At 48.9% G+C, this 2,030-nt stretch carries 4 protein-coding genes; 1 reads left to right on the top strand and 3 read right to left on the bottom strand.

What is annotated here, in order from left to right; all coding sequences use genetic code 11:
• Positions 1–333: 333 nt before the first annotated feature.
• The 3 genes from O0S10_RS10410 to O0S10_RS10400 all read right to left on the bottom strand — a co-directional run bounded on the left by O0S10_RS10410 (position 334) and on the right by O0S10_RS10400 (position 1,701).
• Positions 334–999, bottom strand: a complete 666-nt coding sequence (locus O0S10_RS10410; protein ID WP_268925816.1) for a hypothetical protein — start codon at positions 997–999, stop codon at positions 334–336.
• 104 nt (positions 1,000–1,103) lie between these two features.
• A complete protein-coding gene (locus tag O0S10_RS10405) occupies positions 1,104–1,547 on the bottom strand; it encodes a hypothetical protein (protein WP_268925815.1) in 444 nt (147 codons plus the stop codon).
• Between the two features lies 1 nt (position 1,548).
• Positions 1,549–1,701 carry a hypothetical protein gene (locus tag O0S10_RS10400; protein WP_268925814.1) on the bottom strand — a complete coding sequence of 51 codons (153 nt, stop codon included), beginning with the start codon at positions 1,699–1,701 and terminating at the stop codon, positions 1,549–1,551.
• Positions 1,702–1,768: 67 nt separating this feature from the next.
• Between O0S10_RS10400 and O0S10_RS10395 the strand changes: the two genes are divergently transcribed.
• Positions 1,769–1,969: a hypothetical protein gene (locus O0S10_RS10395; RefSeq protein ID WP_268925813.1), complete on the top strand. Its 201-nt coding sequence runs from the start codon at positions 1,769–1,771 to the stop codon at positions 1,967–1,969.
• Positions 1,970–2,030 lie beyond the last annotated feature (61 nt).

The following is a 2,030-nucleotide window of genomic DNA, read 5'->3' as shown; positions in this document are numbered from 1 at the left end:
CGGTTTCTGTTATCCGCCACGCCGACTTAAAGATCTGCGGTCGTCAACAGTACAACCCATGCAGATGCCGGGCATCAGTTGCATTTTTTGGGGCAGATGCCGATCCCCGTAATCCGGTATATTGATCTCAGTGATGATATAGGTATTGATCATCTCTTTGAATTTTCTGAGTGAAATGCGGGGTTCTGATCAATAATTCTCCCAAGAGAAATCTGGGTTGGTAAGATTCTGTTCCGCAATATCCGGGGCCGACCTGTGAACCGGCTCAGAGAGGCCGGGCGTTCGGGACACTATGGGGGTTCTGATTCCTGCACCTCGTTTTATTGTGCTGAGTTATGGTTCAGGCGGGGGTGAATTTTGTGATGCCGGTACTGATTTGAGAGCGTTGAAGGAACCGAGAAGGAAGGTGAATCCATAGGCGGGGGTGAGGAAGAGATGGCAGAATATTATGCCGACGAAGAGCCAGGTTTCTCCGGCGAGGGGATAGCCGCCGGCTGCGGCTGCGGCGGTTTTTACTGCGTCGAAGTATGCCGGAATACAGATACCGAATACGAGGGCGATTCCTGCAAAGATGGCGGAGAATATTTTGAGTGTCCGGATAAAACTGGTTTTGGGGAGAACGAGTAGGAAGAGGTAGAGGATTGCAGGAGAAAGTGTGCCAAGAAAAAAGAGGCTCAGCAGTGTATTGATGCCCGGGAGGAAGGATACGGCAATGGCGATCAGGAGAATTGCGATGAAAAGGTACAGGGGTTTCGGGTTTTCCGGTCTGCCGTACCGGAGATACAGGACTCCTCCAAGTGCAGGAAGGATGAGGCCGGGAAGAGGGCTTATATAAAAATAATTATAAACGAACAGGTCGGTTGTCCGAAGGAAGGGCAGGTACAGCAGGATGACGGCAAACCAGAGGTAGAGGGAAAAGCAGAGAAGAGAGGCAAAGACTATACCAATCTTTGCAAAAGTGACTGCAGTTCCATAGCGGGGTTCTGATGATTTGGACATGATATCTCTTACCGTAAGAAAAAATATAATTTGTTCCTATACTCACATTTCCGGGTGGTCACGATATTACATAGTCAATAAGACCTCGAGTAGATACCAGAATGTCAGTCTTCACTTGGTTTTTCCTTCTGCGGCAGGTACTTTGGAAGATAGTACAAAACACCAACCGCTGCAAAACCCAGCAGAAGACCAGCGCAGTAGGCTATCCCTGAAAAGCCCGTCTTCTCCGGCATATATCCTGCAAGGAAGTTTCCGACACAGACCGCAGTCACGACAAGAATCAGGAGAATTGCCGCAAGAACTGCGAGGCCGGAGTTTTTCAGTACGGGAAATGGTGTGGCCGGCTGCTTGCGGGTGCCTTCTAATGCGAGAGCAGCTAACATAAACGCAAATCCGATCACAAGGCCGAAACAGTAGAGGAGAACTGAGAGTTCGGAACTCTGGCCTGCGAACTCCTCGTATCGTCGAATAGGGATCGTGAGAACAACGACACTGAAAACCAGAATGCCGCGTAGGAGATTTTTGGAGAGCGGACTGAACATTGACATATCACCTTAGGGATGGAACGTTTCTTTTTCTTCCTGTGTACTGCTGATATAACGGGCGGGATACTTCAACAAACGGACCTGATGCCATTACCGAGGCAGTGAAGACCGCCAGCATGGCAACAATAAGAACCAGACAACGGGTTTTTTTGTACATTTTTCCGCAACTCCTGATACAAATCCGGAATGCCCGGATTCATATCCGCAATTTTGGCAACACCGGAATGCTTATCAGGAGAGATGACAGATCCATTATTGCCAACGTGGCATCTGCCGGAACCGAACCTGTTCGGGGAATGTTCCGGTTTTCTCTTCTGCAGAACTTCGATCTCGGATCGGATGGCCAACAGTACAATCCATGCAGATGCCGGGCATCAGTTGCATTCTTCGGGGCAGATGCTGATCCCCATAATCCGGTATATTGATCTCACTGATGATATAGGTATTGATCATCTCTTTGAATTTTCTGAGTGAAATGCGGGGTTC

This window comes from Methanocorpusculum petauri, assembly GCF_026891975.1.
Lineage (GTDB): Archaea > Halobacteriota > Methanomicrobia > Methanomicrobiales > Methanocorpusculaceae > Methanocorpusculum > Methanocorpusculum petauri.
Note: the sequence above shows the minus strand (reverse complement) of the source record. Positions and strands in the feature narration are given on the sequence as shown.